This window comes from Serratia sp. 121840015-1, assembly GCF_053627655.1.
In genome coordinates, this window is record NZ_JBSEYF010000001.1 from 808,945 (window position 1) to 833,813 (window position 24,869).

The 24,869-nt window shown below is 60.2% G+C and carries 25 protein-coding genes; 10 read left to right on the forward strand and 15 right to left on the reverse strand.

Annotation, left to right across the window (positions count from 1 at the left end; all coding sequences use genetic code 11):
- Positions 1-3: 3 nt before the first annotated feature.
- The 3 genes from ACUXAC_RS03855 (at position 4) to ACUXAC_RS03865 (ending at position 952) form a co-directional block, all read left to right on the forward strand.
- Positions 4-201: a DUF883 family protein gene (locus ACUXAC_RS03855; RefSeq protein ID WP_033635087.1), complete on the forward strand. Its 198-nt coding sequence runs from the start codon at positions 4-6 to the stop codon at positions 199-201.
- A 14-nt stretch (positions 202-215) separates the two neighbouring features.
- On the forward strand, positions 216-464 hold the full coding sequence (locus ACUXAC_RS03860) for a GlsB/YeaQ/YmgE family stress response membrane protein (RefSeq protein WP_019453501.1): 249 nt from the start codon (positions 216-218) through the stop codon (positions 462-464).
- Between the two features lie 95 nt (positions 465-559).
- A complete protein-coding gene (locus ACUXAC_RS03865; protein WP_049201337.1) occupies positions 560-952 on the forward strand; it encodes a YidB family protein in 393 nt (130 codons plus the stop codon).
- 3 nt (positions 953-955) lie between these two features.
- On the opposite strand, the gene ACUXAC_RS03870 is transcribed toward ACUXAC_RS03865, so the two are convergent.
- Positions 956-1,888 (reverse strand): LysR family transcriptional regulator, encoded by a 933-nt coding sequence (locus ACUXAC_RS03870; protein ID WP_060439675.1) that lies wholly within the window; start codon positions 1,886-1,888, stop codon positions 956-958.
- Positions 1,889-1,998: 110 nt separating this feature from the next.
- Here ACUXAC_RS03870 and ACUXAC_RS03875 point away from each other — a divergent pair, with 110 nt between their 5' ends.
- Entirely contained in the window at positions 1,999-3,051 is a 1,053-nt protein-coding gene (locus ACUXAC_RS03875; RefSeq protein ID WP_225528639.1) for an SDR family oxidoreductase, read from the forward strand.
- Between the two features lie 44 nt (positions 3,052-3,095).
- Here the strand turns inward: ACUXAC_RS03875 and ACUXAC_RS03880 are convergent, their stop codons facing one another.
- The 3 genes from ACUXAC_RS03880 to ACUXAC_RS03890 all read right to left on the reverse strand — a co-directional run bounded on the left by ACUXAC_RS03880 (position 3,096) and on the right by ACUXAC_RS03890 (position 5,349).
- Positions 3,096-4,103 carry an NAD(P)H-quinone oxidoreductase gene (locus ACUXAC_RS03880; protein ID WP_149571189.1) on the reverse strand — a complete coding sequence of 336 codons (1,008 nt, stop codon included), beginning with the start codon at positions 4,101-4,103 and terminating at the stop codon, positions 3,096-3,098.
- Between the two features lie 154 nt (positions 4,104-4,257).
- Entirely contained in the window at positions 4,258-4,467 is a 210-nt protein-coding gene (locus ACUXAC_RS03885) for a hypothetical protein (RefSeq protein WP_004935132.1), read from the reverse strand.
- A 504-nt stretch (positions 4,468-4,971) separates the two neighbouring features.
- Complete coding sequence (locus tag ACUXAC_RS03890) at positions 4,972-5,349, reverse strand: hypothetical protein (protein ID WP_060430257.1); 378 nt, start codon at positions 5,347-5,349, stop codon at positions 4,972-4,974.
- A 378-nt stretch (positions 5,350-5,727) separates the two neighbouring features.
- Between ACUXAC_RS03890 and cspE the strand changes: the two genes are divergently transcribed.
- Positions 5,728-5,940 carry a transcription antiterminator/RNA stability regulator CspE gene (gene cspE / locus ACUXAC_RS03895; RefSeq protein WP_049201327.1) on the forward strand — a complete coding sequence of 71 codons (213 nt, stop codon included), beginning with the start codon at positions 5,728-5,730 and terminating at the stop codon, positions 5,938-5,940.
- A gap of 320 nt (positions 5,941-6,260) precedes the next feature.
- Entirely contained in the window at positions 6,261-6,461 is a 201-nt protein-coding gene (dsrB, locus tag ACUXAC_RS03900; RefSeq protein ID WP_225528640.1) for a protein DsrB, read from the forward strand.
- 219 nt (positions 6,462-6,680) lie between these two features.
- Here the strand turns inward: dsrB and rcsA are convergent, their stop codons facing one another.
- Positions 6,681-7,310 (reverse strand): transcriptional regulator RcsA, encoded by a 630-nt coding sequence (gene rcsA / locus ACUXAC_RS03905; RefSeq protein ID WP_033635078.1) that lies wholly within the window; start codon positions 7,308-7,310, stop codon positions 6,681-6,683.
- Between the two features lie 794 nt (positions 7,311-8,104).
- Between rcsA and ACUXAC_RS03910 the strand changes: the two genes are divergently transcribed.
- Positions 8,105-8,746, forward strand: coding sequence for a GNAT family N-acetyltransferase (locus tag ACUXAC_RS03910; protein ID WP_225529044.1), 642 nt, complete (start codon positions 8,105-8,107; stop codon positions 8,744-8,746).
- An 11-nt stretch (positions 8,747-8,757) separates the two neighbouring features.
- Here the strand turns inward: ACUXAC_RS03910 and ACUXAC_RS03915 are convergent, their stop codons facing one another.
- Entirely contained in the window at positions 8,758-10,173 is a 1,416-nt protein-coding gene (locus ACUXAC_RS03915; protein ID WP_070914612.1) for a pyridoxal phosphate-dependent decarboxylase family protein, read from the reverse strand.
- A gap of 102 nt (positions 10,174-10,275) precedes the next feature.
- Here ACUXAC_RS03915 and ACUXAC_RS03920 point away from each other — a divergent pair, with 102 nt between their 5' ends.
- A complete protein-coding gene (locus tag ACUXAC_RS03920) occupies positions 10,276-11,151 on the forward strand; it encodes a LysR substrate-binding domain-containing protein (RefSeq protein ID WP_084827616.1) in 876 nt (291 codons plus the stop codon).
- Here the strand turns inward: ACUXAC_RS03920 and ACUXAC_RS03925 are convergent.
- Positions 11,148-12,533 (reverse strand): CoA transferase, encoded by a 1,386-nt coding sequence (locus ACUXAC_RS03925; RefSeq protein ID WP_454266505.1) that lies wholly within the window; start codon positions 12,531-12,533, stop codon positions 11,148-11,150. The genes ACUXAC_RS03920 and ACUXAC_RS03925 overlap by 4 nt on opposite strands.
- A 61-nt stretch (positions 12,534-12,594) precedes the next feature.
- Positions 12,595-14,778 (reverse strand): glycoside hydrolase, encoded by a 2,184-nt coding sequence (locus tag ACUXAC_RS03930; RefSeq protein WP_454266506.1) that lies wholly within the window; start codon positions 14,776-14,778, stop codon positions 12,595-12,597.
- Positions 14,779-15,279: 501 nt separating this feature from the next.
- Between ACUXAC_RS03930 and ACUXAC_RS03935 the strand changes: the two genes are divergently transcribed.
- On the forward strand, positions 15,280-15,978 hold the full coding sequence (locus ACUXAC_RS03935; RefSeq protein ID WP_025303346.1) for an MgtC family protein: 699 nt from the start codon (positions 15,280-15,282) through the stop codon (positions 15,976-15,978).
- A gap of 244 nt (positions 15,979-16,222) precedes the next feature.
- The gene (gene mgtA, locus ACUXAC_RS03940) at positions 16,223-18,922 is read left to right on the forward strand and encodes a magnesium-translocating P-type ATPase (RefSeq protein ID WP_038876668.1); all 2,700 of its coding nucleotides are present in this window, start codon (positions 16,223-16,225) and stop codon (positions 18,920-18,922) included.
- Between the two features lie 48 nt (positions 18,923-18,970).
- On the opposite strand, the gene ACUXAC_RS03945 is transcribed toward mgtA, so the two are convergent.
- From ACUXAC_RS03945 to fdhD, 7 genes are all read right to left on the reverse strand, one after another.
- The gene (locus ACUXAC_RS03945) at positions 18,971-19,744 is read right to left on the reverse strand and encodes a DUF3307 domain-containing protein (RefSeq protein WP_070914616.1); all 774 of its coding nucleotides are present in this window, start codon (positions 19,742-19,744) and stop codon (positions 18,971-18,973) included.
- A 2-nt stretch (positions 19,745-19,746) separates the two neighbouring features.
- Positions 19,747-20,343 carry a hypothetical protein gene (locus ACUXAC_RS03950; RefSeq protein ID WP_387441530.1) on the reverse strand — a complete coding sequence of 199 codons (597 nt, stop codon included), beginning with the start codon at positions 20,341-20,343 and terminating at the stop codon, positions 19,747-19,749.
- 213 nt (positions 20,344-20,556) lie between these two features.
- Positions 20,557-20,736, reverse strand: coding sequence for a hypothetical protein (locus ACUXAC_RS03955; RefSeq protein ID WP_019453520.1), 180 nt, complete (start codon positions 20,734-20,736; stop codon positions 20,557-20,559).
- Positions 20,737-20,831: 95 nt separating this feature from the next.
- The gene (locus ACUXAC_RS03960; protein ID WP_225528645.1) at positions 20,832-21,941 is read right to left on the reverse strand and encodes a YbdK family carboxylate-amine ligase; all 1,110 of its coding nucleotides are present in this window, start codon (positions 21,939-21,941) and stop codon (positions 20,832-20,834) included.
- Between the two features lie 72 nt (positions 21,942-22,013).
- Positions 22,014-22,976 (reverse strand): Dyp-type peroxidase, encoded by a 963-nt coding sequence (locus ACUXAC_RS03965; RefSeq protein ID WP_047730421.1) that lies wholly within the window; start codon positions 22,974-22,976, stop codon positions 22,014-22,016.
- A gap of 34 nt (positions 22,977-23,010) precedes the next feature.
- Positions 23,011-23,928: a bestrophin family protein gene (locus tag ACUXAC_RS03970; protein WP_060420654.1), complete on the reverse strand. Its 918-nt coding sequence runs from the start codon at positions 23,926-23,928 to the stop codon at positions 23,011-23,013.
- A 57-nt stretch (positions 23,929-23,985) separates the two neighbouring features.
- Positions 23,986-24,828, reverse strand: a complete 843-nt coding sequence (gene fdhD / locus ACUXAC_RS03975) for a formate dehydrogenase accessory sulfurtransferase FdhD (RefSeq protein WP_387441528.1) — start codon at positions 24,826-24,828, stop codon at positions 23,986-23,988.
- Between the last annotated feature and the right edge of the window lie 41 nt (positions 24,829-24,869).

Consider the following 24,869-nt stretch of genomic DNA (forward strand, 5'->3'; position numbering starts at 1 on the left):
GACATGTCATATGAAAATGACGATCTAAACGGTGTTGAGCAACCGAGCGACTACGTGAAAACCACCGCCTGCGAAGTGCGCAGCGGTGTAAAAGCGGCGCTCGAGCAATCATGTGCCTGCATCAAGGATAATCCTTGGGCGGGGATAGGCGCCGGCGCCGTCGTGGGCCTGGTAATAGGATTTCTGTTAGGCAAAAGGTAATAGGGAGAGTAAAGATGGGCATCATTTCCTGGATCATTTTTGGTTTAATCGCCGGTATCCTGGCCAAATGGATTATGCCGGGCAAAGACGGCGGCGGGTTTATTATGACCGTGGTACTGGGGGTCGTGGGCGCCGTGGTCGGCGGCTATATCAGCACCTTCTTCGGTATGGGTCGCGTTGACGGCTTTAACCTGGGCAGCTTTGTGGTGGCGGTAATCGGTGCCCTGGTGGTGCTTTTTGTCTACAGGAAGATCAAAGGCTAAGCAGCCGTTGCTCAACAGGGTCGCCGCGGCGGCCCTTTTTCGTGAAATCAATCCGGCGGTGCGGCGCGGGCCGTATCGGCTGAAAGGGGAATATCATGGGTCTGTTCGATAGCGTATTGGGTAACATTCTGGGCGGCGGCGCCAACGGTGGCAAAGGCATCGATTACATCGCCATTATGCAGTGGGTTGAGCAACAAGGTGGCCTGCAGGCCATTTTGGACAAGTTTCGTCAGGGGCAGTTCGGCGATATCGTCGGCTCCTGGCTCGGCAATGGCGAAAACCAACCGATTACCGGCGATCACGTACAGCAGGCGTTGGGTAGCGATGCGATTAATCAGCTGGCTGAAAAGCTGGGTGTCGATCCGGCTCAGGCCTCCAGCACCATTGCACAGTTCTTGCCAACGGTCGCGGATGCCGCTTCGCCAAATGGCGAAGTGCAGCAAGACAGCAACGAACTGGGCGACATGGTCGGCAAACTGTTCAAATAAGGCTTATGCTCCCGGCGTCTGGCCGGGGGCATTCACTCCGCTAATTCCCTCGATCGCCGTCAACGCCTGTTGCAGATGCGCCACCCAGGCGCGCACTTTCTCCGGAATAAATCGTAATGCGGGATAGACCGCGTGCAGCGCCATGGGCGGATAGCGGTATTCCGGCAATACGGGCACCAGCGCCCCTGTCGCCAGCTGCTCGCCGATCAACGGCCGCTGAGCGCCGCCGATACCAAGCCCTGCCTCGATGGCCGTCAGCAGCGATAGCGTATTGTTGGCGCGGAACGTGGGCCGCAGCGCCACTATTTCGGGGCCGTGCGGGCCGATCAGGGTGAGCGTATCCCCGTCGTTCAATCCGCTGTAGCGAATGTGCGCATGTTTTGCCAGCTCCGCCGGCGAGCGTGGCGCGCCATGCTCTGCCAGATACGCCGGTGACGCCACCAGCAGGCGTTGCAGTTCGCCCAGCCGTTTCGCCACCATGCCGGGCGCGTGCAGTTCGCCGAAGCGCAGCGCCACGTCGATGCCTTCGCCGATCACGTCGGCGCGACGATCGTCCAGCAGCAGCTCGATGGTGAGGTCCGGATGGCGCTGCTGGAAAGCGATGGCCAGCGGCGTGACGTGCCGCTGGCCGAATCCGGTCGGTGCGTGAAGGCGCAGGTTGCCCTGCAGCCGGTGGCGCTGGCCGTGCAGCGCCTCTTCCGCTTCGTCGACCGCCGCCAGAATCGCTTTGAGGCGTTGATAATAACCGCTGCCGGCCTCGGTCAGGGAGACTGCCCGGGTGCTGCGAAACAGCAGCTGTGCCCCCAGCTCCTGCTCCAGACCGGCGATTTGCTGACTGACCGCCGGCTGCGTCAAGCGCAGATCGCGAGCGGCGGCCGACAGGCTGCCCAGCTCCGCCACCCGCACAAAGGTTTTCATTGCGTTCAGCTTATCCATGTCGATCTTGCCTATAGGTTTTTCTTATTAGTGTTAGTGGAGGTTCTCGTCTACCTCAAGTAGTGCTACTCAATAACACTCGGGGCATCGACAACCCGAGGAGTGACAAGATGAACGCAAAGCGACAGGCATTGGTGATCGGCGCCAATGGCGTAATAGGGCGCCGATTGATTGAGGAGCTGACCGGCCAGGGCTGGCCTGTGGTGGGCGTCTCGCGCCGGGGTGGGGAACCGGCGCCTGGTGTGCGCCACCTGCAGGTGGACCTGCTGGATGCGGAGGCAACGCGCGACGCGCTGCGGCCGCTGAGCGCGATTAGCCACGTCTTCTATGCCGCCTATCAGGATGCGCCGGATTGGGCGGGCCTGGTGGCGCCCAATCTGCAGATGTTGCAACACGTCGTCGAGGGGCTGGAGCCGATCGCGCCGGCGCTGGAGCATATCAGCCTGATGCAGGGCTACAAGGTGTATGGCGCCCATTTGGGGCCGTTTAAAACACCGGCGCGCGAAAGCGACGCCGGGCATATGCCGCCGGAGTTTAACGTGGCGCAACAGCAGTATCTGACGCAGCGTCAGGCCGGCAAACGTTGGCACTGGAGCGCCATTCGCCCGAGCGTGGTGGGGGGCTTCTCCCTCGGCAATCCGATGAACCTGGCGTTAAGCATCGCGGTTTACGCGTCGATCAGTAAAGCGCTTGGGCTGCCGTTGCGTTTCCCCGGCAAACCGGGCGCTTACCACAGCCTGCTGGAAATGACCGATGCCGGGCTGTTGGCGCGCGCCACGCTCTGGGCGGCGACCGAACCGGCGGCGGCCAATCAGGCGTTTAATATCAACAATGGCGATCTGTTTCGCTGGAGCGAGATGTGGCCAAAAATCGCCGCTTACTTCGGGCTGGAATGCGCGCCGCCGCTGCCGATGCCGTTGGAGAGCATGATGGCGGACAAAGCGATGCTGTGGCGAGAGTTGGTGCAACGGCACCAATTGACCGAACCGGACTATCGCGCGGTGGCCGGCTGGCGTTTCGCCGACTTCGTCTTTTCCTGGGACTATGACATGTTCGCGGACGGCAGCAAGGCGCGGCGTTTCGGTTTCGATCAGTTTGTCGAAACCGAAGCCATGTTTTTCTCGCTGTTCGATGAGTTCCGCCGCCGCGGCATCATTCCCTGAGCGCGGCATCGGTTTCCCCGCAGCGCAGGCTGCGGGGAACGGTTTCAGAACGTCAACATGATCTTGCCGATGTGCTCGCTGGACTCCATCAGCGCATGCGCGGCGGCGGCCTGTTCGAGCGGGAAGGTTTTAAAAATTTGTGGCTTCAGCACGCCGCGCTCCAGCAGCGGCCAAACCTTCTCGTGCAGATCGGCGGCAATCTGCGCTTTGTCCGCGACACTGCGCGAGCGCAGCGTTGAACCGGTATGGGTCAGGCGTTTCAACAGCAGCGGCATCAGATTGAGCTCTTTTACCACGCCATTTTGCGTGCCGATTTGTACGATGCGGCCTTCCATCGCCGCGGCCTGATAGTTCTTGGCCACATAGTCGCCGGCGATCAGATCGACGATCACATCGGCGCCTTTGCCGTCGGTGGCGTCTTTGGTGCGTGCGACAAAATCTTCGCTGCGGTAGTTAATCGCCACGTCGGCGCCCAGCGCCAGGCTGGCCTGGCGCTTCTCTTCGGAACCAACGGTGGTGATCACCTGCGCGCAGAAGGCTTTTGCCAGCATGGTGGCGACCGTGCCGATGCCGGAGGTGCCACCGTGGATCAACACGGTTTCGCCGGCTTTGAGGTGGCCGCGCTGGAACACGTTGACCCAGACGGTAAAGAAGGTTTCCGGCAGCGCGGCGGCCTCGGTCAGGCTCAGGCCCGCCGGCACCGGCAGCGCATTGCTTTCATGCACGGTGCAGTATTCGGCATAGCCGCCGCCGGCGATGAGGGCGCAAACCCGATCGCCGAGCGCGAAGTGGGTCACGCCTTCACCGATGGCGACGACTTCGCCGGCGATTTCCAGGCCGGGGATATCCGAAGCGCCGGGCGGTGGCGCATAGTTCCCCTGACGCTGCAGCACGTCGGGGCGGTTAACGCCGGCGGCGGCGATTTTCACCAGGAGTTCGCCCGCTTGCGGGACGGGCACCGGGCGTTCGGTGACGACCAGAACCTCGGGAGCACCCGGTTGGCTGATCTCAATGGCTTTCATCGTGCCGGGCTGCGCTGCATTTGTTGACATGCTCATTCTCCTCATCGTGGCGGACGTGGTTATCCAGGCGGAACGCCCGCAATAAAGTCTGCTGTTAGCTTAGCGAAATCGAATGAGGTGCGCGTGGTCGAATAGAGCGGTTTTGCGAGGAAGGGAGGACGCCGCCGCGATGGGCGGCTGGATATCAATCGTTAGGGGGGATGCGGAACCCTTTTAACGAGACGATAAAGTGTTCTTTCCCTTTGGAGATCTTGGCGCCTTTATCGCACCACAGGCTGGCAAGCTGGAAGAAGTCATCGCTGCCGATATCGTAGGCCAGTTCGATTTTCTTGGCTGTGCCGGCGCGGATGAGCTTTTCTGCTTCCTGATGGTTTGCAGCTTTAATTATGGTCATGGGCGAAATCCTTGGTGTTAAGCCAGAGCGGATAATCGCGAATCATCATATGGCCATAGTGTGACAATTTTGTGATGAAAACATGACGGTCCACGAAGGCGCGGCGTGCGGCGTGCCGCGCCTTCGCGGTGTAAACACGTTATCGATTACCGATCGTGCGGGCGAATGAATGTACTTTTCTTCTGAGATTTGAAGTGCTTATAGAGCGAATAGCCCGCAATGCCGGCCAAGGCAGCCAAGAGGGCAAGGGATCCTGTGGCCATGAACATCACCTCCGAATAAGAATGGCAAGGAGGCGTATTTGTGACATTCATCACTTTACGGGGCAATGAGAGCAATCTGTAATCGGGTATGAGGGAGGAGCAAAAAAAAAAGCGCCTATAGGGAGGCGCATAAAGATTTGCAACACAGCTTGTTGTGTTCAACACCAGGAGGAGTGGTGAACTGGCGCTATTTTATGCAGCGGCGAGGGCGGCTGATATAGGTATTACTCCGAAAGCGCCGCTACCACTCATAGCCCAACTGAATGTTGTAATCGGGATCCTGATTGGTGGAGTAAGGATCGGATTGGCGGCGGCGATCGGTTTTCTTCACCGGGCCTTCATAGGCGGGATAAGGTTTGGCGCGCGGCTTGCTGCAGCCTGGATGATCGCATTCGATATCGACGCGAAAACCGTTCTTGTCGCGTGCCTCTGCCCAGGTAATCGGCGGTTTCGCCGCCTTGGGGGGCGGCCCCGGCGGAGCCACCGGTTTTGGGGGCGGGGAAACGCTGGGCTCTGGGGGCTGATAATTCAGCTCCAGCGCGCCCAGCGGGGCGCTGCAAGCGGCAAAGGCCAGCAGGGCGGTAACGCTGGCGGCCGGTAATGTGAGCCATCTCGGCATAGTGAATCTCCCTGAATGATTTCTTTGTGCAACTATAAAACAGCGTAACGATAATTACTATCATTTGTCTTGGCCGGTAAGGAGAAGACGCTCGGCGATAGCGTCGACAAACAGGGTCAAATCCTGTGCGTTTAGCCGAGGTAAACGGCACGACGAGGCGAAAAGAGTTGCTATTGCCGCCCGCTCGTGAGTTAATGCTTACCGGCCTGTGGTACAGACCTATTTATGCACGACATTTTGAGTAAAGTAGTTCAAATTAAAAGCGTTATCCCGGATAGCCCTTCTCTGACGAATTTCCTTTCCAGTGCCTCCATAAGTAACTGATGACCGGCTATATCGCCCATAGCGGCTTACATTTATTATTGAAGGAAGATAGACATGTCTAACCTGATCAAAGGTCAAGTGAAGTGGTTCAACGAAGCTAAAGGTTTTGGTTTCATCACCCCAGCAGACGGCAGCAAAGATGTATTCGTACACTTCTCTGCTATCCAGGATCAAGGCTTCAAGACCCTGGCTGAAGGCCAGAACGTACAGTTCTCTATCGAGAACGGTGCGAAAGGTCCATCTGCGGCTAACGTTACCGCTATCTAATTGGCGTCTACCGCTGATTGAAAAAAACCCGCTGCGGCGGGTTTTTTTATGCCTGCAATTCGGCGGTGCGCAAAAAAAAGCCCGCAAGTCTGCGGGCAAAAGTTCCTTGTTACTTCTTCATTTGCGAGCGCTTCTCTGGGGGGGAAACGCCTGAAGACAGGCTACGTGAGGCCGGCTTAAGATTCTGCGGCCAAACCGTTAAGAAAGTGAAAATCCGGGCGGCGGCTACGCTGAGAGCGAGGCCGGATTGGTGCGGGGCGGTGTCCTTCCCCCTGGGTTTTGTCATACACTGATGCCAATCGCAAATGATGGGGAACGGTATGCAGGTTAACGATCGAGTGACGGTAAAAACAGACGGCGGCCCGCGGCGCGAGGGCGTCATTCTGGCCGTAGAGGTATTCAACGAAGGGACTATGTATCTGGTTTCTCTTGAAGACTATCCGACGGGCGTATGGTTTTTTAATGAAATCGACAGCCGTGACGGGACGTTTGTGGAGCCATGTCGCGAACATGGGCAGTAACGTCGGTTAATCTCATTAATTTGCTAATGAAATTGTCCATTTTGAGATTATTTCATTACGGTAAGATTTTTTTTATCGCCGGCAAAAAAATACCCGCTGCGCTAGCGGGGGGATAGCGCAGCAGGTATTCTTTTGGTGGTTCCAGTATCCGATATCCCGGTGACTTTATCCCCGGATATTTAACGGCCGACAAAACAGAGTGGGGGCATTCTCTGCGGCTCAACGGCTATTGACAAATATTCCACTGGTCAGCGTATCGGTCAAACGAACAACGTGGTAAATGATCTGCTTGTTGTGCGTCTTTATTTTCCGCTTGATGTTTCCCTTGTGGGAGGAGACCGTTTTGGCCTTTATTTGCATCTGGTCTGATATCTGGATGGTGCCTTGACCGGACATCCACATGCGTAACATGTTCGATTCGGTCTGGCTCAGCGTTACCGGCGTTTGGTCCAGAGAGGACTTCTCCGCCCGTAGGGACGTTCTCTCGAGATAGTGACTAAGTAGCTGATTCATAGTCTCTGGTTTGATGGATTTTGACGATATGATGACGTTCTTGCGAACATATAAATAATCGTCGAAATGTACATTGGTAATAGCCATGAAGATGAAGAATAACGTATCCGGGTGCAGTGAAATCACCCGTTTTATTCGCTCGGTGGCGTTTGCTTCGTGGATGAAGCAGTCCTCGTTAATAAACACCAGGCTCGGATTCAACTTGCTGCATTTTTCATGCAGGCTGTCAATATCCTCGATGGCATTAATATGGCGTTTTTTCACGCCATGCGAAGTCAGATAGTCGGTTAATCCCAATCTGGTATAGCTACATGAATCCATGATGATCGTTGGCATATCGCACCCCCACTTAAATCCGTTTTACTGCGGTAATATGAGAAAAAGCCTAAAAAGCCGAAAGGCAAAATGGAGCAATAATTCAGTGTAGCCAGTGTTCTATCAATAAACACGACGGCACTCAATGATATTTTCATACTAAACTTATTAATCACATGAATCTATAAGTTTGGCTTAAGTCAGCGAGATTTGCTGCCCGCTCGGCGTTGACGCGATCGGCCTGACTTGCGCTTGGCGCCCGCGCTTGCTGACATTGCTTGCCGAGATTCTGTTCATCATGTCACGAAACAAAATTTTAGTTTGCTAGGAAAAGTCTTAAAAAAAATTCATGTGTTGGCTTTTTGAAGTTTTTCAGTGCGCTTTTTGAGCGCTTAAAAAGTGTTCTTTTGGTTTCTTTGTTTTTTTAACGATAAAAATCATTAAGTTGAATCCTACCCTTCCTCACCTGTTAATGATAATCACTTCTTTTTTTATCATAACAACCAACAAAAGTTAACGTTGTGGCTGAAATGTGTAGCTTAATTGTTGCTATAAATCACCGTTTTACAATGAGTTATCTGGATATTTATTTTGATTGAAATAATTTTGGTGAATATTTAACGGTGATTGAGTTGTTTTTCTAAACTATCATCCTGTTGCCCGCGCCAGCGGGGCGGGGGGCAGGTCGGAGTTGTCTCCGGCCCGCGTTGGTTTTAACTTGCCTTTCCACCTTTCAAAAGCAGGATGTCGCAGTGAGACAGAATCAGTATGGGCAGCCAATAGGCGATGCCCTTCCTCATTGGCAGCCGGCAGGCCTGCCCGGGCACAGGTTGCTGCAAGGGCGGTTTTGCCGCCTTGAACCCCTTAGCCTTGAGCGCTGGGGGGATGAGCTCTATCGGGCTTACCAAACCGCCGAGGACGACCGAGACTGGACCTATCTGTTTTGGGAACGGCCGCAGACGCGCGAGGATTTTCAGCGTTACCTCCAGGCTCAGGCGTCCAGCGCTGACAGAAACACGATGGTGGTGGTCGATCAGGCGAACGGGCGCGCCGTGGGGACCTGCGCTTTTTTGCGCATCGATCCCGGCAACGGCGTGGCCGAACTGGGCACCATCAACTGGTCGCCGCTGATGAGGCGCAGCGCGCTGGGCAGCGAGGCGATTTTCCTGATGCTGCGGCATCTGTTTGACGATCTTGGCTATCGGCGCTGCGAATGGAAGTGCGATAGCCTCAATTTGCCTTCGCGCCAGGCCGCCGAGCGTTTGGGGTTCCGGTACGAAGGCACTTTCCGCCAGGCGGTTGTCGTCAAAGGGCGCACGCGCGACACCGATTGGCTGTCGATCATCGACGCGGAATGGCCGGCGCGACACGCCGCCTTTGCCGCCTGGCTGTCGCCGGATAACATCAGCGATGCCGGGCGGCAAGCGCGGCGTTTGCAGGCCTTCCAACTCGGATAGCGCCGCGCGCTTTAGGCCGTCTCTGGCAGACAGTGGCGCAGCGAGTCCAGCGCCAGCCGGATGTCCCGTTCCTCCGTCATCCAGTTGACCAGCGCGGCGCGGATCCCCGGCTGATGGTTATAGGTCGTTGGGGTGCAACGCACCACGCCGTGCCGGTTAAGGCGCTCGAGAAAGCGATCGCGCGCCGCTTCGCTGTCGCCCAGCGGGCGGCTGAGCGCGAAGCACACCACGTTCAAATTCACCGGCGCCAGCAAATGGAAGCCGTCGTCGGCCGCTAACGCCGCGCCCAGCGCCTGCGCCAATCGGACGTTGCGCTCGACGATATCCCGTATGCCGCTGCGGCCATAGGCTTTCAGCGTCAGCCAGAGCGGCAGGGCGCGAAAGCGCCGCGAATTTTCCGGCGTCAAATGCAGATAGTTGTCCGGCCGCGGCGTCGGCGCTTCCAGGTAGGCCGAATGGTTCTGAAATACCTGCATCTGCAGATCCAGATGGCGGGTAAATTGGATCGCGCTGTCATAAGGCACGTTCAGCCATTTGTGCGCATCGACGGTGATGGAGTCCGCCTGTTGCCAGCCTGCGAGTCGCGGTGCATACAGCGGCGAACAGGCCGCCACGCCCCCGAAGGCCGCATCGACATGCAGCCAAAACGGATAACGCTCCCGCAGCGCCAGCAGACGCGGCAGATCGTCGAAGGCGACGGTGTTGACCGTGCCAGCGCTGGCCAGCACCAACGTGGGGCGGCCCTCGCCGGCGGCGAGCTGCCGCTCCAGCGCCGCCATATCCATGGCCTCAGACTCCGGCAGGCTGGCGACGGTCGTCAGCGCGTCGCGGCCGATGCCGAGCATGCTGAGCGCCTTTACGCTGCTGGCGTGCGGATTGGCCGCCAGCACCCGGATGGGCCCCAGCGCCGCCAAGCCCCGTTGGGCAATATCCACGCCGTGCTGTTGGCCCAGCCACTGCCGGCCAATGGCCAGCCCGGCGAAATTGGCCATGGTGGCACCGCTGACCAGGCTGCCGCTGAACGCTTCCGGCAGGCCCAGCAGGGATTTCAACTGCGTCACGGCGGCCAGCTCGATCGCCGCGGCGATCGTATCATGACTGAGCTGGCTATTTTGGTCTGTCACGCTAACCAGCCAGTCCGCCGCGACCGCCGCCGGGGTGCCACCGCCGGTGACGAAGCCGAAATAACGCGGGCCGGCGCTGGCGGAAATGCCCGCCTGATAACGCTGCCAAAAGTCATCCAGCGCCGCCAGGGCGCCTTCACCGTTTTCCGCCAGCCGATCGTCACCGGGTTGCAGCTGCTGTTGCGCGAGCGGTGGGCAGACCGATCGCTGCTGCAGCCCGGCCAGAAAATCTTCCGCCAACTGGCGGGTGTGGTCGAGGATCTGCGGAAACTGTGTAAGATCCTGTTGTAAACGTGGGTGCATGACGGCTCCGAAAGCATCAGGGATAGATGGCATAAACATAGAACAGTTGCCTGCGGGTCAAAATCGATGAAAAATAACCTTTTTGGATAACCCGGCTAACCAGTGATGAGTGAACGCCTTCCCCTGCATGTCTTGCCGACCTTCGTTATCGCCGCCAGGTTGGAGAATTTGCGCGCCACGGCGCAGCAGGTGCATTTAACGCATGGTGCGGTCAGCCAGCAAATCCAGCTGCTGGAGCAGGCGGTCGGCTACCCGCTGTTTGAACGGCGCGGGCGCGGTGTGCGTCTGAATGCGGCCGGGAAAGAGATGCTGGCGGCGGTAGAGCCGGCGCTGCAGGCGCTGCAGCAGGGCGTTGCCCGCGCCAGGCGCGCCGCGGCAAGCCAGACGCTGCGTATCAGCGTGCTGCCGTCTTTTGCCCATTACTGGCTGTTGCCGCGCCTGCCGGCCTTCCATGAAGCCTGCGCCGATATTGCGCTGGATATCGATGCGTCGCTGACATTGCAGGATCTGTCGCAGCGCGGGTTCGATGCGGCGATCCGCATCGGCAACGGTCAGTGGGTGGGGCTGCAGGCACAGCGTATCGCGTCGGGCGATGTGCTGCCGGTCGCCTCGCCGGACATGGCGCGGCAGTGGGGAACGGCATTCGAGAACGGCGGCGATGTTCCCTTGCTGGAGCACGACGTCAGCCCCTGGCGCGACTGGTTCAATGCGCAAGGGCGCTCGCTGTGCGGGCGGCAACAGGCGTTGTTCAACGATGCCGGATTGTTGATTCGCGCGGCCGAGCAGGGGTTTGGCATCGCGCTGGCGAAAAAGTTGCTGGTGCAGGATGCGATCGCCGCCGGGAGGCTGGTGGCGCTGGCCGCGCCCTGTCGCCTGAGCGATGACGACGTTTATCTGGTGTGGCCGCAGACCGCCGGGTTGACGCCGGCGGTCTTGCGGTTGCTGCAGTGGCTGCAGCAACAGTTGGCGGCTATTTAACGGCGCAGCCAAGCCGGCTGCGAGGTGCCGAGCGCGGTTGCCGGCAGCGCCCATTGCAGCGCCGTGCCCTGCAGGCTTAACGGAGCGCGCAGACGTTGCGCGGCGCCCCAGTCGGTCAGTTCCGTTTCCGGGTTTTCGTCGGCGGGGCCGGCCGGCGTCAGGGCTTGCGGCCGATAATGCGCCGGATAGGGATGCGCCAGCAGCAGTTGCGCCGTGCGCGCCAGCGACAGCCTTGCGTGGTAGCCGGTGCCGCGGCTCAGGCGCTGCGCCATACCGGTCAGCACCGCCGCCGCCATCAAATAGCCGGTGGCGTGGTCCAGAGCCTGTACCGGCAGCGGCACCGGCAAACTGGCGCTGCGCCAAACCATGCCCGCCTCCGCCAACCCGCAGCTCATCTGTACCAGGCTGTCAAAACCGCGCCGGGTGCGCCACGGCCCGCTCCAGCCGTAGGCATTCAGACAGACGTCGATCAGGCCCGGCGCCAGCGCACGTCGTTCCTCCGCGCCATAGCCCAACTTCTCCAGCGCCCCGGCACGGTAGCCATGCACGATCACGTCGGTGTTTCTCAGCAGATGTTCAAACGTATGGCGATCGTGCGCATTGGTCAGGTTGAGGCGTGCGCTGCGCTTGCCCAGCATCACCTCGTGCTCGACGCCGGGCTCATCCCAACCGTAAGGATCGATGCGCAGCACGTCGGCACCCAAACCGGCGAGAAAACGGGTGGCGATCGGCCCGGCGAGAATGCGCGTCAGATCCAGCACCCGCACGCCGTGCAGCGGCCGGGCGACGGGCAGCGCCCAGTCCGGCGGCGGCGCTTCCGGCTGCAGCGAGGTGTGGATCAAGGGTTCGAGCGCCACGCTCTTGCCCTGAATATGTTGCCGCCACGCGGCCGCCGAGCGCATTTGGGCCGCACAGCCGCCGGCTTCGATCACGGCCTGCTCCAGCTCGCTTTTTTTCCAGCTCAGCACGCGTGCCGCCAGCGTGCCTTTGTCCGATGCCGGGCCCAGCACCTGTTCCACCGCCCGCCGATGGTGCGGCGCATTGGTATGCAGGCGTATCCAGCCGTCTGCTGTCTCGTAGTCGCCGGCCAGGGCGTCCCAGGCCGCAGGCAGCGTCCAACCCAGAGGACGCAGCGTCCAGCCAAACCAGAGCGAGGCCAGGCGTTGATCGACCCAGATCTGCGGCGCTTCGGTTGCCTTGCGGAGAAGCAATTCGGCGCAGGCCAAACCGGCGGCGCTCCAGGCGGCGGTAGCCAATTCGGTGACGGGAAAAGCCGAAGGCAATGCACCGGTACCGCTTACGGTTAACCGGTCGCAGGGCGCCGGGCGTTGCTCCAGGCTTTGCCAAATCTCGTCGAGCAGAGTGTGGATCAGAGGCGTCATCGGCCACTCCTTGCGGGTCGTCGGAAATATAGCCTAGCGTAGCCCACCGCCGGCGACCTTGCTAAGGCGTAACGTCGAACGTGCGGCCGTCGGCCAGCTTGGCACGTAGGCTGTGGGCCGCTACGCCGGCGAACGGCTGCTCGCTGAAGTTGGCGGTCAGCGTCGACCCGTCGCTGAACGTCGTCTGTTGCACCCAGCCGTCCCGATCGAGCCAGCGGAAGTCGGTCAGCGCTTTGTCCCACAGGGCCTGATGCAGCGGCCGGAAGGAGGCGTCGGCGCGTTTGATCGCCGGCAGGCGGGCCGCCAGGGTGGCGCGGCTCAGATGGAACATCGGCGCAGTGTTGTACAGCTGGCTGAGCAGACTGCGGGTGGTCTGAACGTCGCTGAACTTCAGGTTGTCGTAATTCCAGTGGTGGCTGCTGACGATCGCATCGTGGAAAACGGCCTGGTACAGCGGCAGGCGGTAACGCGGATCGAATTCGACGGTGCGGTAGGGCTGTTTCACCTTGGCGGGGCGGAAGAAAAACGCCGGTTGGGCGTTGGGCCACCAGGCGCCGAGATAATAGGGCGAGGATTTATCCTGATTCATCTGTTTATCGCCCCAGCCGAATCCCCAGGTTTCCATGCCGTGGGCGAACATCAGGCTGCGGGCGGTCACCGCATTGCCGTCCTCCGAGCCGAGCGGCAGCTTAAGGGTGGCGCTGAACCAGGCCAGCCTGGCGTTGCGCGCCTCGGCCATCTGCGTCGCGCCGGTCGGGTGGTCGGGTTGATAGTCGTCGGAGACCATGCCGGTACCGTCCACGTCGAGGAACAGGCTGTTCAATCCGGCCAGTTGCACCAACTCGCGCATGCGCTGTTGAGAATAGGGCAGGACGCAGCCCGGATTGAGGTAGTAACCCTGTTTGCCGAAGCCGGGTTTCTTGCTGCCGTCGGCGCGCACGATGGCGCAGGTTTCCCGCAGCGTCGTCGGCAGTTGCGCGGTGAGCCAGCTGTCGTTCACGCCGCGTGGAATGGCGGTATCGTAGGAGTCGTAGCTGGCGATCAGATAGCCGGCCGCTTTGGCGGCGGTTACCGCCTGCGGGTGCAGGAAGGCGGCGGTCCAGTTATCGGTGCCCAACCACAGGCGCGGCAAACCCGCCTGGCGCAGCGCATCGATCAGCGGTTTGGCCAGCCCTTGCCCCCAACGGTCCACCGGGGTTAACCAACGCCCCAGCTCTCGCTGTGCCCGCTCCCGCACCGCAGCGGCCTGGCGCTGCTGTGCCTGCAGAAAATCGGCGTCATCCGGCGTGGCGTCCAGCGGAATTTGCGCCGTCAACGCCTGGTTGAGGCCGTCGATCAGGGGCTGTTGCTGCCAGCCCTCCGGTGTTTTGCCCGCCAGCTGCAGCAGGAGCTTTCTGCTCTCGGCATCCATTTGTTGCCGCAGCCCGGCGGCGGCCGGAGAGGCAAGGTAGTGCAGCAACCCCGGCCAATCTTTGACGTCTTCCGCCGCCAGCAGTTTGTCGCCCCACAGGTAGACATGGGTGGCACCGATCAGCTTTTCGCCTTCGGGCGCCTGCTTTATCTTCTCGCGCAGGCTGCTGAACTGGCCGCTTTGTTGCAAATAGTCGCGGTAGCGGCGGGCGCCGGACAGCGGGGTGTCGCCGACGTGCAGCAGCACCTCGAATGCCTGCTGTTGATTGAAGCGGTTGAACTGATGCTCGGCGCGCATCTCCAGCTTTTCCTGCGCGGCGGCGAAGGTGACCCGGTTGCTGAACGGCGTCAACATCAGCCAGCTGTAGACCTTGCCCTGGTATTGCTGGCTCCACAGCGGCAGCTTCAGATCCCAGTTGGTATCCAGCGGCGTCATTTCCGCCGTCAGGTAATGGCGCCAGACCGCGTCGTCGAGCGGAATGCGGCTGCCTTCGCCGATCGGCAGCAACAGCGTTTCCGCCTGCGGCGGCAGGCGATACCAGCTCAGAAGCTGTGGCCGATCGCTGCTGAAGCTCAGGCGCAGATCGCCGTCCTCCAGCCTGGCGCTAATGTTGATCGCGCTCTGCGGCCAGCGCCAGCTGGCGCGTTGTGGCGACGCAGTGAGATCCGCCACCTGTTGCGCGGGCTGCGCCAGATTGACCGGCACAGCGCCGGCGGCAACGCGCAGCGTGGCGGGATCGAGTTCAAACTGCACGTCGCCTTGCTGCAGCAGCAGGGCATCGGCGGGAAAGCTGACGAGCAGCGCGAGCGCGAGCGGGGAAAGCCGGTGTTTCATCGGGGGCGTCCTTGAAAGATGAAGGAGGACAGTTTACCGATAAGCGCACTGGCGCCCAACGTTGTCGCTGCCTATTTGTGACATCGAAATATGATCGCGGTATTCCAGTTTATTTTTCGTTTAATAAATTAGCCTTTACTTCATTACCTGACGTCACTATACTCAGCCAAAATTTCGGTGGAGAAACCCAATTGGACAGTTGTAGTTGTAATAAAACAAATAAGGCAAGCTGACCAATTCTCTTCTGATTTGTTGCTTGCCGTTATCGGCGGGCAGCACCCCTCTCCAGTTATTCCTGAGCTGTGCATACCCGAATAAAAAGCGTTTCCTGATGCCTGAGGGTTTCAGGTGAATTGAGTTGGACGTTATTATGGTATTCTGCAGCCACAGCCTTTTCCCTCCAGGCACAGCACGCTGATTCGCTGATTTATTTTCGGCGCGATTTTGCGTGTGCTAAACAGCACATGATTTTATCTCCTGCGGTTAATTAAGGGGACAGTCATGGCTATGACTCCTTTCGTTTTAAATTTATTGCTGGCAATGTGCCTGGGCGCGGTGATTGGCGCCGAGCGCCAGTGGCGCCAGCGTATGGCCGGCCTGCGCACCAATGCGCTGGTAGCGACCGGCGCGGCGGTCTTTATTCTCAGCTCCATGTCCACCGATCCGGCCAGCGCCGGCCGCGTGGCCGCGCAGATTGTCTCGGGTATCGGCTTCCTCGGCGCCGGCGTTATCATGCGGGAAGGGCTGAACATTCGCGGCCTCAACACCGCCGCCACGCTGTGGTGTTCGGCGGGGATCGGCGTCCTGTGCGGCCTGGGCCAGCATTGGGATGCGGTAGTCGCCACGCTGGTGATCCTGTGCGCCAATATCCTGCTGCGCGAAGCCGCGCAGCGCATCAACCTGCAGCCGCACCAGCAGGCGACCGATCTGGAACTGTGCTATCGCATTCAGGTGACCTGCGGCGAACAGGATGAAATTCTGGTGCGCACCCTGATTCTGCAGGCGCTGAACGGCGTCGCCTTGCGGCTGCAGTCCTTGCGCAGCGCCGATATTTCCAGCCCGGGGCAATTGGAAGTGTGCGCGGAAATTACCGCTACGCCGGCCGCGCAAAAAGAAATTGAGGGTATTGTCTGCCGCGTCAGCCTGGAAAAAAGCGTGAGTGCCGTTCGCTGGCGCGTCGCGTCTGAATTACCGGTCTGATTAATTATATAAATATTTACTAACTTGATTATATGTTCAGGTTTATTCAGGCACGCCTGAATAACGCGGAGCATTAAGGAGGCGTTATGGACGATGACCCCCGGAAGGGAAATGATTTCTGCGTGGCTGACAGGGTAATCACGCTATTCAGTCACGCTAATTAAAAAATTCCACTCTGCGCAGAGTCACCTGTTTATCGGGCGGGATATCCCTGTGCGCAGAACGAAAATAAGAGAATAGCGTTATGACTCAGATTAATGAAAGAACGCGTCGCCGTGATAAAGACGCGGTGACCTACGCCATTGCGCAAGAGGCGACCAACAGCATCGCCCAAACGCTGGCGAACCTTAAGTGCAACCGCAACGGCTTGACCCAGGACGACGCCGATGAGCGGCTGGAACAGTTCGGCGCCAACCAGGTCGCCCACGACAAAGCGCCGCATGCCTTGATTCAGCTGATCAAGGCTTTCAACAACCCGTTTATCTTCGTGCTGATGGTGCTGGCTGCGATCAGTTTCTTTACCGATTATTGGCTGCCGCGCCAGAGCGGTGAAGAAACTGAACTCACCGGCGTTATTATCATTCTGACCATGGTCACGTTGAGCGGGCTGCTGCGTTTTTGGCAGGAATACCGCACCAACAAAGCGGCGGAAGCGCTGAAGTCGATGGTGCGCACCACCGCCACGGTGCTGCGCCGCAGCAGCTACAGCGCGCATCCGCTGACGCTGGAAGTACCGATCCGTGAACTGGTGCCGGGGGATATCATTCAGCTCTCCGCCGGTGACATGGTGCCGGCCGATGTGCGTCTTATCGCCTCGCGCGATCTGTTCATCAGCCAGGCGATTTTGACCGGCGAAGCGATCCCGATCGAGAAATACGATGCGATGGGCAACGTGGCGCAGAAGTCGAGCGACGGAGAGGTATCCAGCGAGAACGCGCTGCTTGAGCTTTCCAATATCTGCCTGATGGGCACCAACGTCGCCAGCGGCACCGCCACGGCGGTGGTGGTGGCGACCGGCGGACGCACTTACTTCGGCTCGCTGGCCAAGTCGATCGTCGGTTCGCGGGCGCAAACCGCGTTCGATCGCGGGGTGAACAGCGTCAGCTGGTTGCTGATTCGCTTCATGCTGGTGATGGTGCCGGTGGTGTTGCTGATCAACGGCTTCACCAAAGGCGACTGGAGCGAGGCGGCGCTGTTCGCACTGGCGGTGGCGGTCGGCCTGACGCCGGAAATGCTGCCGATGATCGTCAGCTCCAACCTGGCGAAAGGGGCGATCGCCATGTCGCGCCGCAAGGTGGTGGTGAAGCGCCTGAACGCCATTCAGAACTTCGGCGCCATGGACGTGCTCTGCACCGACAAGACCGGCACCCTGACCCAGGACCGTATCATTCTCGAGCACCACATCGACGTCACGGGCGCCAGGGATAACGAGGTGCTGCACCTGGCCTGGCTGAACAGCTTCCATCAGAGCGGCATGAAGAACCTGATGGACCAGGCGGTGATCCGTTTCGGTCGCGGCAAACCGGGGATCGAAGCCCTGGGCCGTTTCAGCAAGGTGGATGAGCTGCCGTTCGACTTCGTGCGCCGCCGTCTGTCGATCGTGGTGGCGGACGAAAATGGCAAGCAGCAGCTGATCTGTAAGGGCGCGGTAGAGGAGATGCTGGAGATCGCCACTCACGTGCGTGAAGGCGACAAGACGCTGGAACTGGACGACGCGCGCCGTGCGGCGCTGCAGGCGCTGGCCCGCGAGTATAACGAAGACGGCTTCCGCGTGCTGGTGCTGGCGACGCGCGAGCTGGATGCGCAACGCCCGGCCGATCCGCTGAGCGTGGCCGACGAGCGCGACATGGTGGTGCAAGGGCTGCTGACCTTCCTCGATCCGCCGAAGGAGAGCGCGCAGCAGGCGATCGCCGCGTTGCAGGAAAACGGCGTGACGGTGAAGGTGCTGACCGGCGACAACCCGGTGATCACCTGCAAGATTTGCCGTGACGTTGGGCTGGAGCCGGGTGAACCGCTCTCCGGGCTGCGAATTGAACAGATGGATGACGAAGAACTGGCGCGCGAAGTGGAGCAGCGCACGGTCTTCACCAAACTGACGCCGCTGCAAAAATCGCGGGTGCTGAAAATGCTGCAGGCCAACGGCCATACCGTCGGCTTCCTCGGCGACGGCATCAACGATGCGCCGGCGCTGCGCGACGCCGACGTCGGCATTTCGGTCGACACTGGCACCGATATCGCCAAGGAGTCGGCGGACATCATCCTGTTGGAAAAGAACCTGATGGTGCTGGAAGAGGGGGTGATCAAAGGGCGCGAGACCTTCGGCAATATCATCAAGTACCTGAACATGACCGCCAGCTCCAACTTCGGCAACGTGTTCTCGGTGCTGGTGGCCAGCGCCTTCATCCCGTTCCTGCCGATGCTGGCGATCCATCTGTTGATTCAAAACCTGATGTACGACATTTCCCAGCTGTCGCTGCCGTGGGACAAGATGGATAAAGAGTTCCTGCGCAAGCCGCGCAAGTGGGACTCCAAAAACATCGGGCGCTTTATGCTGTGGATTGGACCGACCTCGTCAATCTTCGATATCACGACGTATGCGCTGATGTGGTACGTGTTCGCCGCCAACAGCGTGGAACACCAGGCGCTGTTCCAGTCCGGCTGGTTCATTGAGGGGCTGCTGTCGCAAACGCTGGTGGTGCATATGCTGCGCACCCAGAAGATCCCGTTCATTCAGAGCACCGCGGCGCTGCCGGTGTTGCTGACCACCGGGTTGGTGATGGCGCTCGGCATCTACATTCCGTTCTCGCCGCTCGGCGCCCTGGTTGGCCTGCAGCCTTTGCCGTGGGAATACTTCCCGTGGTTGGCCGCTACGCTGGTCAGCTACTGCGTGGTCGCGCAGTTGATGAAGCGTTTCTATATCCGCCGCTTCGGCGAGTGGCTCTAAGCCGCCTCGGCACTCACTTCGGGGGCGAAATTCTTCGCCCCCGCACCCCTACAGCAGTTTGTTGACCAGCAGGCCGAGCATGATGGTCAGCGTGAAGGAAAACAGCGTGCCGAGCAGCACATACTCGGTGCGCATCTTATCGTCGCTCTGGCGCAGATCGCCGAAACGAAAGATGGATTTGGCCGCCAGCAAAAAGCCGATCGCCGGGATTTGCCCCAGCAGCACAAAGGTCAGGATCAGCGTTCTCTCCAGATAGCCAATCTGTTTGCCCGCGCGCAGCAGCGAGTCGTTGTCGGCCTTGGCCGAAGGCGGCATTTGCGGCGTCCAGCGCGCCAGCAGCTGCCCGATCAGCAGGCTCATCGGCAGATAAATCAGGCTGTAGGCCACCAGCACCAGGCCGGTTTGCCAACGCCCCAGTTGCCGCCCCAGCGCGGCGAGCAGTTCACCTGCATTCGGCGTCAGCCCCAGCCACAGCAAGGCGATCACCGCCAGATGCAATCCCTGATCGAGCAGGAAACTGCGGGCCGGGCTCAGGCGGCTCATCGCGGTGACTTTCAGCAGATCGATCAGGTAGTGGCTGACGGCGATGACCAGCAGGCTGGCCAGCACCTGAAGTGAGGAAAGCCCGCCGTGCAGCAGGCCGAAACCGGCCACCACCCAGGCGGCCAGCACCCCGTGCAGCAACGCGTGCAACACTAGAAAACGTGAACGTGCGCGATGTTGGATTTTATCTTCCACCCAACTCAGCGGCTGCAGCGGAAAATCCGCCAGCAGGTGGACGAGCAACAGCCAGGCCAGCAAGGGCGCATAGGTCAGATCCATAGTCAGACGATCCTGTTAATGGCGTGAATAAACCGCATGATTTCCTCGTAGGCCGCGCGTTTTAGCGCGGCGGAAACCGTGGAGGCGGCTTTCTGCAGCTGGTCCGCCACGGCGGCGCCGCTGTCGGCGAACATTCTCGCCTGAACGATGCGCGCTTCGGCCTGTGACAGGTGGCCAATCACATGATCTAACATCGGCAGCAGATCGCTGACAATGGCGTTTGTCCGATCGTTGTCGGTTTTCAGAGCCAGCCGGCAATTTTTTGCCATGGCGTCCAGCGCGCTGCCGGAATTGATAAAGGCGCTGCCGTAACCGGCGGCGTCGGGCCGTTGGCTGCCCAGCCCGATGGCGATGCGCGCATCCCAGTGCGCGGCACCCATCGCCCGCAGCGCGAGGCGAATGTACACCGCCAGCAGCAGCCCGTCCTCCGGAGCGGCCTGCGCCTGGAAGGCATCGCCGCGAAAGATTTCCACCTGATGCAGCCGCCCGTCGCGCCGCAGCCGGTCGAGCAGGCTATGCAGCCCATTGAGGTAGTTGACGGTGTCTGACCGGCGAGAATCGACCAGATCGCCGCTGATAACGCTGATTGGCGTCGGCATGGTGTGTTCCGTTGTTTGCAGAGGGATGACTATAAATTCGCACCTGGATGCGAATATGTCAATAATTCGCCTGTGGATGCGAATTTATCAGGTTTTCGCCTGTGAAGACGAAACGAGGCAGAGTGGGGAGTGGGGGATGAACGGCCGGGAATGCGCGGACCTGTCAGGCTCGCCACCGGCGGCGTAGAGGGAAAGTGGCCGGCGACCGGCCGTTCAGAAGCTTTTAACCAGCACCTCACGCGGCATTTCGCTGCCGTGTTTCAGCAGGTGCTCAAACGAACGTTCGCTGCTTTTCAGCTGTTGCAAAAACTCTTGCGGCGACAGATCGTGTTTTTTGCCGCTCATGTAAGCCAGCGCCAGTTCTTTTGCCTGATAGCGGGAGAAGTTGTACATGGTGTCCTCGATACGGTGAATGTCAGTGCTCACGATTGTAGCGAAAGAGCACATAATGAACAGTGGCTTTAGCGTATGGAATCGATAGCTGAAACTTAACTTGCCGGCTGCAACAGCTCGTCGCACAGGCGCTTGATCACCTGAGCCTGCGGCAGGCCGTTGTGCAACATCTGACGGATATGCTCCGAATCGCTAATGCCCTGGCGGACATGGCGCTCGACCGCCTGCAGCACGGCCCGATCCTCCTGCCGTTCGGCGCAATCGCTCAGCGCTTCGAGCGTGTGCAGGATGTGGGCGGTCAGGCTGCTGCGACGTAGCGTCGCGGGATCGACGTATTCGGCGGCGAAACCGCTGCGATAGGCGTTGATCTTGTTGTAATGGGTGAAGGCATCGTATTCCGGCGCGATCGGCGTCCGGCGCCGCAACAGAAAATCAGCCAGCAGACGGCAGTAACCGACCAGCAGCACGGCGTGCGCGAGGCGCAGCGGCGTATCGCAGATGCGGATCTCCACCGTACCCAGCTCCGGTTTCGGCCGCGCATCCCAGTAAATATCCTTGACGCTTTCAATCACGCCGGCGGCGTTCAGCCGTTCGTAGTAAGCGTTGAATTCGCGCCAGCTGTAGATGTGTTCCAGGCATCCGTAGTTGGGGAAGGAATTCTGGGCGCTGAAACGGGAGCTGGCAAAGTGCGTGTCGACGCCCTGATACAGCGGCGACGAAGCGCTGAGCGCGATCAGCTGCGGAAAATAGGGCGTCAGCGCATGGCACAGGTACATTGCCTCGTCCCCGTCGTTGACGCCGAGGTGAATGTGTTGGCCGAACACGCAGGCCAGCTTGGAGAGATAGCCAAAGCGGCTGGCCAACTGCCTGTAGCGCGCGCTGTCGCTGATGACCTGCTTGCGCCAGTCGTTGCTGAGATGGCGGCCGCCGCCGCAGACGTCGCAGCCCAGGCGCTGTGCGCTGCGCCGGACGGTTTCCGTCAGGGCGCGCAGCTCGGCGTGCAGCTCATCGAGATCGCGATGCACCGAACTGTTCAGCTCCACCATCGATTTGGTGAGCTCATGTTTGACGCGCCGGCGATCGCCGACCGCGCTGACCACCCGATCGGCCCGATCGGTGAGGTCGTAGCGCTCGTCATCGACCAGCTGCAGCTCTATTTCGGTGCCGATGGAGAGCCTTTCCGAACGTTTGAATGTGAGCGGCATGGCGCCTCCCCCCAATACGCAACGTTAATTCAGTATAAGTCGCGGGGGGAGGCTTTGCCGCAGAAGGAGGGCTTAATGCAGTTCGGCGCCGCTGCGGTCGGCCAGCGCTTCCAGCAGTGGAGCGGAAGGCACGAAGAACAGGGTGCCGGTCACCGCGTGGCTAAAATCGAGCAGCCGATCGTAGTTGCCGGCCGGGCGGCCGATAAACATGTTTTCCAGCATCTGCTCGATCGGCTGCGGGGAGCGCGCATAGCCGATAAAGTAGGTGCCGAATTCGCGCAGGCCGGGGCGGCCGAACGGCATGTTGTCGCGCAGAATTTTCACCTCGTTGCCTTGCTCGTCGGTGATGGTGGTCAGCGAACTGTGCGATGACGACGGTTTGACCGCTTCATCCAGCTCGATGTTGGACTGCTTATGGCGGCCGATGATCTTCTCCTGCGTTTCCACGCTGAGCGAGTTCCAGCCCTGCATATCATGCAGGTATTTTTGCACCAGCACATAGCTGCCGCCGCTGAACGCCGCGTCTTCGTCGCCGATCACCGTGTAGTCGAAGGCTTCGTGCCCCTCCGGGTTCTCCGTACCGTCGACGAAGCCGATCATGGCGCGCTGATCGAAGTAACGGAAGCCGTGCACCTCTTCAATGACCGTCACGGCGTCGCCGAGCTTGCCGACCAGCTGCGAGGCCAGTTCGAAACACAGATCCATTTCATCGGCGCGGATGTGTAGCAGGATGTCGCCGGGCGTGGCGACGGCGACGCGTTCCCCGCTGCCGATCGGGCTGAACGGATGCAGCTGGCGAGGGCGCGGCGCGCCAAACAGCGTATCCCAGGCTTCGGAGCCGAAGCCGCAGACGCAGGTGAGGTTGCCCGCCGGCGCGCGTTTGCCGACCGAGCGCACCACGGCGGCGATGTCGCCGCACCAGGCGCGCACCGCCGCCAGATGGGCGGGAACGGGCGACAGGGTGGCGACGATGAAGATGGCATGGCGTGTCACCGGCGTGAATACGGCTTGCGGCGGGTGGTTATTTGCATTCATTGCATTCGGCTCCAGTGTGTTCGGGTGAAATAGGTCAAATCAAATTAAAGTGCTCGTCGGGTTTCATCGGCGGCGGCAGCGGGCTTTGGTCGTTCATTTCCAGCAGGTTGCGCTCGATGGTGTTGCAGATGGCGTTTAACGGCAGATGGTTGGCCGATACGCCGAAAGGATCCTCCAGCTCTTCGGCCAGTGAGTCCCAGGATAAGAAGGTATAGGAAATGAACACCGAAACAAACGGTGTCATGTAATGCAGGTCGGTCACCAGGGCAAAAGGCAACAGGCTGCAGAACAGGTAAACGGTGCGCTGCAGGATCAGGGTATAGGCGAACGGCACCGGCGTGCTGGCGAGCCGTTCGCAGCCGCCGAGGGCATGGGACAGTTCGCTCAGCTTGTTGTCGAGCAGCTCGAAGGTGATGTCGCTCAGCAGCCCCTGGCGGCGCAGCTTGCCGATCTCCTGGCCCAGCATCAGCAGGATGCGGTTGGTCGGCATCGGGCTGGCGATCACTTCCGCCAGCTCTTTGCTGGTGAGGTTGTGGTACAGATCGGCGGTCGGATCGGTGGCGCGCAGCTGATGCTTCAGGCTCCAGCTGAAGGCGATCAGCAGCTTGGCGACCTTCTGATGCACCGCCGGTTCGTCCGGCAGCAGGCTTTTGATCTGGCGCAGCAGGGATCGCTCGGTAATCAGCAGCGAGCCCCACAGGTTGCGCGCTTCGACAAAGCGGCTGTAGCCGGCGTTATTGCGAAAGCCGAGAAAAATGGCGATGGCGATACCCAGCAGGCTGAACGGCGCGATGGTTAAATGTACGCCGAGCTGCTCGTACCATTGATAGCTGATCACCGCCACTATCGACATCAGTACGTTCAGCGACAGACGAAAGGTGATCTTTGACAGCACGGAACCGTGCCAGGCGAACAGGCGAATAAACCAGTTCTGGTTCGGGCGAATGATCATGACGTGGGGCTTCCTGGTGTTCTGCTATTGAGAATAGTCGATTCTTGTCCGGCGGCGTTAGGCCGCCGGCGTCGATTGCCAGAGCCGCTGCGGATGCGTATAGACGGTAGCGCGCCCCGGCTTGCTGAAGCCCACCAGCGTCAGGTTGCTGCGCTCGGCCACCTCGACCGCCAGGCGGGTGGCGGCGGAAACGGCGAACAGGATCTCGACGCCGCACATGGCGGATTTTTGCACCATTTCATAGCTGGCGCGGCTCGACACCAGCGCCGCCCCCTGTAGCCACGCCTGTTGGCTGCGGTAGCCCAGCAGTTTGTCGAGCGCCACGTGGCGGCCGACGTCTTCACACCCGCCGCTGAGTGCGCCGTCCGGCTGGATCCAGGCCGCCGCGTGGGTGCAGCCGGTCAGTTTCCCCACCGTTTGCACCTCCTGCAGCTGTGCCAACGCCCGGTCGAACAGGGCCAAATCGAAGCGTTGCGTGAAGGGCAGCGGCGCGATGGGCTGGGCGACCTCCTGCAGCTGCTCTACCCCGCAGACGCCGCAGCCGGTGCGGCCGGCCAGGCTGCGGCGCTTCTCTTTCAGCTGCATAAAGCGGCGGCTCGAGAGTTCCACATGCACTTCAATGCCGTTGCAGGCCGGCTGTTGGCGGATGTCGTAGATATCGTCGGGGGAGGCAATGATGCCTTCGGACAGCGAAAAACCGATGGCGAAGGCCGCCAGATCTTTCGGCGTCGCCATCATCACCACGTGGGAAATGCCGTTGTACACCAGGGCGACCGGCACTTCTTCCGCCAGCCAATCCTGCTGCGCCTGAGCCAGATCGTTGCGCTGCCAGACCGCGTGGCGCGACAGGCAGGCCGAATCGGCATCGCCGGGTTCGTCGAGAATCAAATGCTTGTTCATGATGGTTTCGCGGCGCCGGCGGATACTGCGCCGGCGTCAGA